Raw genomic sequence first — 7,494 nt, forward strand, 5'->3', positions numbered from 1 at the left:
CTAAATACATTTCCAGACTTATTTCTATTGATATGCTTTAACAGCATGTCTAAAGGATTACTTTTAGAAATATCGTTTTTTTGTTGATAGTGTCTATTTTTATACAGGTTTGAGGCCAAGTCTCTCCCAATTTCTTTCAACTTCAGATTTTCATTTTTTCCTGAAAGTACATCTATAATATCATTCAATTCTGATTTCAGTTTGAGCCTTTCGGTTACATTATCAGTTTGCTCTACATCTTCACATTTTAATATCTGAGTATGCCACCGATCAGGAAATATTGCGTCTTGAATAATCTTTGAATTGGGAGCTATCTTCTCTAAGATTTCTTTTAATTCAAGCTTTTCTTTCATTTGAGACGTATTCAATTGTTTCTTGAATACTCTACAAGAGAGTAAAGCTCTTACCATATTTGCTGATATTTTACTTTCATCTGGACATAATGCATCCCCGACTAACATTGAACCAAAATGCAGGTAATAGTTGGCTGTCATCTCAATAGATGAATGGCCAATAAAATGTGCCAAAATCTTCCAAACATCCTGACGTCCAGCAATACTGTCCGTATTACCCAATAAATAATTTTTAATTTTGGCAATATGATCGGGTGAATAGCCGATCCAACTTTTAATTAATGTTTCACTGCCTTTCAAAATTAAAGCTAAATTGTTTGTCGCAGTATGCCTAAAGCTATGAAAGGAATAATCGTGTGGTTCGTTATTGAATAAAGTATCAAAAATTTCCTTTGTCTTAGCACTAATAAAACGAGATGAAAAAATTTGACCAAATTCATCTTGGAAGATAAAACAGTCTTCTCCCCCTAACCATTTTTGACCAACTTTTACATTAAGATGCTTTTTGATTAGGCCAATAAATTCATTCAATTCACATTCAGTCAGCAACTCATCAAGACAAATTCCTCGTTTTGCATTCGTCGTTTTAACCTGACGATGATAATTATTATGAATTAAGATTTTGATAAATTGAGGATTGCTTGCTGTTAAATAATAATATTCCTCATTGCCAATTGTTTTAAGATCTAGCTCAATCATGACTAAATCTCTTAACCGTAATCCAAGAATCTCACCAATCCTTAAACCTGTGCGGTAAGCAAGCATACAAATTATTTTGAATATACTTTTTTGTTCTTTACTCAGTTCAACTTGGCGACCAATCAAATTATTAAAATGCGCCCACATCACTGGGGTTATATATGATGATCTACACATCTGAAGATCATCAGATTTTAACTGGTCTAAATAATTTACTCGAGGAGCATCAAAATTATGCATTAAACTTTTATGAAATTTTTTTAAATTTTTTACAGCTTTACCATAGCTATTATATTTCACCTCCCTAACATTATTTTTAGATGCTTTATTTTGTCGTTGCTTATCAACAATAAATTTTTCACTTAAAATATACTCATATGCTCCCTCAAATTGTTCTTCATCCATCTTCAGAAGATCAAGGTCATGAGTAACAACATACATAAAAAGGTCTTCAGCGAATGAGGATTTATAAGTATCCAAGGAACTCAGCGCAATTCCGTCTTTTGCTCTAGAAACATTTGAAGATTGACCGCTCACGAGGTAATCCCGATACCATGTCATCAACGCAATCTGAACACTCACTAGCGCAATATCTTTAGCTATTTTATATGTCTGATTACTATAACTTTCTTTAAGTGACTCAATATCTTCTGACAATTGTTTAATGGTCTCGGGTTTTTTTCTACCTTGAAATTGCCCTATCAATCCTTTTTTAATTTCTGCGGCACAATGATATTCTGTGCTCAGTTTTTGTATATTTTCAGACTTAGGCTTTCGAAAACTCCCGTTCGGATCATCAAATGCATTTTCGGGAGTAATCAATTTCTTTTTTAAAGATTTATTGTCTTTAAATGCATCAAGTGTCTCAAGCATTTTTAAGGTTGACAATGATAGTGCAGCGCTGTCTAACGCCCCCTTAGATAATGCTGTTGTGAAACCATCAAGCGTATTCTTTTGACTAAAATACTGCACGTAATCGACATGCTCAAATAATTGATATTTTTCCTTTGCAAAATAATCACGTAAAACACTATTTTTATCGACATCCAATATAGCCAAATCAATATATTGATCAAAGCCTTCATCATTTTGAGCATCGATAGACTCTATAAGCTGAACGAGCCTTTTTTCTCCCTGACGCCTTTCACTTTGAGTTTCAAACTCAATTATATTGATGAGTCTCACCATCATTAACAAACTAATTGATGTAAGATAAATTTGTTTAATTTGGAATGAATTATCGAGATATACTAAATTCGCATATTTCTCATTTTCTACTGGATAATTATATAAATAACCCGTTTTTGATGAACCTTGACAATATAGGGATACAAGTCCACTCGACAATTCTGATGGTTTTAACTGATCATTTGAAAAATATGCTCTGAGTGATCTTAAAATCGCCATTAAGTCTTTTTTATGACTACACCCACAATCAATAATTAGTGCCATTAAAAATTGTCGAAGAAGTAATTCCTTTTGCTCATCCGTAAAATCAGCATTAAAAACATCAGTTTTAAGCCTTTTCGGTAATTCAGTCTCCCAAAAGAAATGCAACTTGAGCTTAAACTCATGTAACCTTTGCCCTCTAAGCAACTTCATTTGCGTTGATTCAATATCTTTAATATTTGGAGCTGAATATGCTCTTTGAATAAGCTTAATTTCATATTGATCCTTTAACCACGGTAATTGTGACTCTATTTCTTGCTTTTTTTTCACACATAATTCAGACCAAAATCCCCTTAATTCTTCCAAATCTTTTTTTGAGATTTTCCTATTGCGAAAGTATTTCTCTACTTTAGCTCGATTCGAATACATTTCGTTTTGAATAAGATCATCAAGTTTCTTTTTTTCACAAGATTCCGTGATCTCATGGATAAGAAATTCTGAGATTTTTTCAAATAAAAGATTCGTCGAAGACTCTAGCTTAGTTCGAATTTTTTGTAACTCTTCATCTTTCATGATTGGCTCACCACTGATTTTAATCCCAGTCTTTTAAACAGCTGATTTACTGCATCTTGAATTTCAATCATGTAGGTGTAGGGCTGTAAAGATGAATATTTTGAAAATCCGATCTCATTTTGTTGATCGTGCGCATACCAACTCTTAAAAATCGCATCAGGCAATTCCAGAAAATTCCTTACAAAATGGCGCGTCCAATTGGGATATAACTCATCCATTTCAGGAAAGTTTTCTGATAAATAAGATGCTATATGCTTTTGTGTAAGTGGCTCCAATGTGAAGCTCATGAATTCTGAACCTTTCTTCCAATAAGAAAGGTAATAGATATGATCTGCTGTATTAGCTAGCTCTAAGGCATTAATGTTTTTGATAAATTCATCATAATGCTGTAACTCATTAACAACGAATTCGATCAGAGGTGAATAACGACCATGTGGACGAGATCTACTGCTCTTATCATGGATATATGCAATATTAGTAATAAAATCAAAATTTTCTCTGATACTAGATGCACCTATAGCAGGACGTGCACCTGAAGACAATAAACAACAAAACCAAATCCAAACACTGAAAGCATTAAATTTTTCAGCAATGTCTTGTTCTTCTTTTAAAACTTGGACAACTTTCAAGTTTAATGTATTTAAGAATTTTTTCGCATTATCAAATGACCATACACGCTGACTTCCTACGCGGGCTTGCTCTTCTACTTGAATAAATTGCGGACGATCTAAAACATTTACCTCGTTTTTATTTTGAAACCATAGATATATATACTGCTCATATACCTCATTTAACTGTTTATAAGAAAATCCCCCATACGCTAGATCAGGTTGATGTGAAACCTGTCTACCGATTAAGAAATTTTTTGTAAGATCATCTTTACATATACGGTTCAAATGAAAGGAAAGTTGTAAAGCAATTGAAGTAACTGATATCGGGCCTATACGACGATGATAAAACCATTCTGATAAAGACTTTTCGAAATCTGTATTCGTTAGATTGGAAAGGTTAGCCTCTCTAATTCTATCAATCCACATAGCAGGAATTTGAAATGCCCAAGTTGTATGCTCGTTATATTTATTGTCTTTTTTAGCAATTTGACCTTTCAAATTTTTATTTACATTTGCATCAACGATCCACAAATAATAGGCACGATTGGGGCTACGTTTTAATTGCTTAGTTTTTAGCAATTGGTCGATATCTTGAAATATAACGGCACTCTGCCCGGTAAAGATTGACATCAAGCAACAAGCTGCTTTTGCAGATTCCATGATATCTTTGTTTTCATGAAGTTGGTCAAGTAAAACCTGGTTTACAATTTTTAATAAGGGTATGTCCAAATAGTAAATATTACTCACCGTTGGTTGCTGAGTTCTATCTATATGACGATTCAATCTTTGATTTGAGACAAATGGTGCTAGTCTACGCGTATCTTCATTTAGATTATAATCATACTGCTTAGAAGTCTTATCTTCATCGACTTCATCATCAATGTTATCTTTGTCATCTGAGTAATCAGACTGACTCTCGGTGACCAAAGGTGGATTATGATATGTCTGCGGATCAACGTCCAAATCCTCTATATTTTCAATCTCATCCGTCCTTTTAATTCTTACGTTGTGGCGATAACAGATATCCTCAACTGCGATTCTGTACTCGTCTAAATACCTTGTTAGAGATTTGATTATATTTTCTGAAACATTAGCATCAAGGCGCTTACAGAATTCTGTGACATGTACATTTTGGGCTTTTGCATAAGTATTGAATTCTTTAATGGTCTTAGCCGTATGATCGAACTCAATAAGATGATTAAAATATTGAGAAATTATAGGTAAAACTTCAGAAAGAAAACCTTTAAAACTTTTTTCCATCATTTTTAAAATTAGATAGAAATTATAGTTTAGCCTTTCAATTTTAGCTTGAGAGTTCTCCATATTGGACATCAACCCAATTAAAAAATTTACAACATTAAAAATTTTTAAAATATTTTGGTTAATCGAAATCTGTTTTTCTTTATTTATAACATCCAAATCTTCAACATTTTTATATAAAATGCAGATACTTGATGACCCTAAAATACTTTTATACTGGGTTTTAGATTTATTTATGTTTAAATATAAATATATACCTTCACATAAAACTTTTAATTCCCTCATAAATTCATCAGTCATATAAGTATTATGAAAATCTTTTAAATCACATGATTCTAATAGAAGCAAACCTTCTCTATATGAAGATAAAATTTCAGTTAAACAAGCACACCTTGATTTAAAAACTTCTAAATCTAATTTATTATTCATTTCAGCACTCCACAATATCAACTTTCGATTTTTCAAAAAATATTTCTAGGTAATTTAAAATAATTTATAAAATCTGTTTTATAAATTTTACTAGGAACATGATATTTATTCCTCTTCAAGATTTCCTTATTAATTAAATAAAATAAATTTTCATCTTCTAATTTAGTTAAATAATCAAAAAGTTCCTTATAGAAGTTAATTCTATATTCACATTTTATTTTGTGACTTTGAAGATAAGTAAATAGCTCTAACCAAAAAATATAGTTAGCTTGATTCTTAAACCAATCTTCATTACTTTTAGCTTCAATAGATAAAAGATACGTATGTTGTGTAAGACTCAAATAGTCTTTCTTAACGCGAGTAATCATTGACTTTTTCAGTCGATCTTTTGCATTTTTTTGATCACCTACCTCAACATTAGTAAGCTTTATTGTCTGGTCGATTATGTCGGAGAATTTTCTTAGCGAACTTTCAGTTAATTTGGCTTGTTGCCGGTCCGATAGCTTAAAACTCTTCTTTGGTTTAGCTTGTTTTTTGGACATTATTAGCTCCAAATTCATCATTCTAAAAATTTCATAAAGGCTTTTTTTGAGCATGAGAAATCTTAGGACCTAAATCTCAATCAAATTTAAGCTAATGATATTTTTAAAAAATCAATTATAAATTTTTTCTGGATGAGCTAGCTTTTCTTGTTATTGCGTGTCTTTTTTATATCAAATGCAATAAGCCTTAATAACAAGAAAAACTGTCTCGATTTTTCTAGGCTTCTTCTTTGACACAAGCAAATTTGTAGACTTCCGCCTTACTCCAACGAAGACTACGTCCATGCCTAATAGGATTAATAGGCCCATTTTCGTACAATGCCCATTTACGCAGTGTTTGTTCTGCATACCCTAATAAACGAGCAGCTTCACTAGTAGATAGCAATAATCTATCTTCGGTAATTTGTTTAACTTTATGTTTCATGTTGATTAAGGTATCTGAATTAATATATTTATATAAAACTAAACTTTTTAAGTAATTCATATACATCTGAAACTTTTTTATGATTTCATAATACTAAAGAAGATTTAAAAAAACCCAGAATAAAAACCATGGCATTGATTTATATGAGATATTTTTGATGAAAATATGGAACCACAAAAGTAAAATGAGTACCTTCCAAGGGACTGTCAATCTCATTATCTTCAACAGCACTCAGTTCGGAAGAATCGGTCTAACAAACCAAAATTCTTTATATACTTTCTATTACTTAATTAAAAAATATAAAAATTATAATTTTACTGTTCAAATAGAACCTCATTAAAAACCATTAAACATAATAATTAGACCTCTTGCGAAAGTATTATTTTGACTATTTTAGACTTTGATATTTATTTAAAAATCAAAGCTTACCACTGATTAAATTTTGACTAACGCAAGATATCTATTATATTTATTATATTTATTATTTTTTTGCAATATATTATTTAACTATACTCCTTAAACATCATTATTTAAAATCACAATATACTAAAGAATAAGATTACAATTAAAAATTTATCATACAGTTGACCTACTTCATTACAATAACACAATAACAGGTTAAGTTAATATATCAATTGGGTTTAATTTTTATATTTTATCAGCAGTGTAAAATATACCTATAGCAGTATTAAAAGTAACCCAATAGTTAATATAACGTCATTTTAAAATACTCAAAAATTTTATTTTTAGCACAAGAAGTAACAGTCCACACACCGTATAAACAAGGTTTATTATTTTAATTTAACAAAGGCTTTGTTGCACAAAGATTTCATAACTATATGATTTTAAAAGTTTTGATTATTTTTTGATCCAAAATTAAATTTATTTAAATCAGATGCTTACATATTTATGCAACAAAGCCTTTAACAAATCAAAAACTTGTAGTATCTAAAAATACAATGCGTAAATATTTACAGCTCAAGTTCACACTACAGTATCGGCTTATAACCTAGAATATGTATTCTTGACTTATATAAACTTTATTTGCTCGAACGCATAAATGCTGTTTATCCTGAATGGATTCCTGCCGTTGTGTTCTACCAAGAAGTTTTAGAGTTTGAATAGGCTTTGTTGCACAAACCTATCTGTAAAGGCTTTTTCAGCGATATAATTTTCAAATGAAGAAGCCTACACACAAAATCTACCGCACAACT

Annotated in this window: 4 protein-coding genes and 1 pseudogene; 1 reads left to right on the forward strand and 4 read right to left on the reverse strand. The window is 30.8% G+C overall.

Annotation, left to right across the window (positions count from 1 at the left end; genetic code table 11):
* The 4 genes from EXE29_RS16855 to EXE29_RS16870 form a co-directional block, all read right to left on the reverse strand.
* Positions 1–3,014: site-specific integrase (locus EXE29_RS16855; protein WP_120365091.1), on the reverse strand; the 3,014-nt coding region annotated here is incomplete at its 3' end.
* A complete protein-coding gene (locus EXE29_RS16860) occupies positions 3,011–5,314 on the reverse strand; it encodes a hypothetical protein (protein WP_120365092.1) in 2,304 nt (767 codons plus the stop codon). The genes EXE29_RS16855 and EXE29_RS16860, both read right to left, overlap by 4 nt.
* Positions 5,315–5,346: 32 nt before the next feature.
* Positions 5,347–5,856: a hypothetical protein gene (locus EXE29_RS16865; RefSeq protein WP_130125674.1), complete on the reverse strand. Its 510-nt coding sequence runs from the start codon at positions 5,854–5,856 to the stop codon at positions 5,347–5,349.
* A gap of 217 nt (positions 5,857–6,073) precedes the next feature.
* Complete coding sequence (locus EXE29_RS16870; protein ID WP_005399592.1) at positions 6,074–6,280, reverse strand: helix-turn-helix domain-containing protein; 207 nt, start codon at positions 6,278–6,280, stop codon at positions 6,074–6,076.
* Between the two features lie 932 nt (positions 6,281–7,212).
* On the opposite strand from EXE29_RS16870, the pseudogene EXE29_RS17805 reads away from it, so the two are divergent.
* Positions 7,213–7,393 (forward strand): annotated as a pseudogene (locus EXE29_RS17805) (IS21 family transposase); the annotation flags it as partial.
* Positions 7,394–7,494 lie beyond the last annotated feature (101 nt).

This window comes from Acinetobacter sp. WCHAc060006 (assembly GCF_004209135.1).
Classification (GTDB): Bacteria; Pseudomonadota; Gammaproteobacteria; order Pseudomonadales; family Moraxellaceae; genus Acinetobacter; species Acinetobacter cumulans.

Bases quoted from the DNA above. Each gene is read 5' to 3' on its own strand.
- EXE29_RS16860 (WP_120365092.1), bottom strand. From the start codon at position 5,314: ATGAATAATAAATTAGATTTAGAAGTTTTTAAATCAAGGTGTGCTTGT.
- EXE29_RS16865 (WP_130125674.1), bottom strand. From the start codon at position 5,856: ATGTCCAAAAAACAAGCTAAACCAAAGAAGAGTTTTAAGCTATCGGAC.
- EXE29_RS16870 (WP_005399592.1), bottom strand. From the start codon at position 6,280: ATGAAACATAAAGTTAAACAAATTACCGAAGATAGATTATTGCTATCT.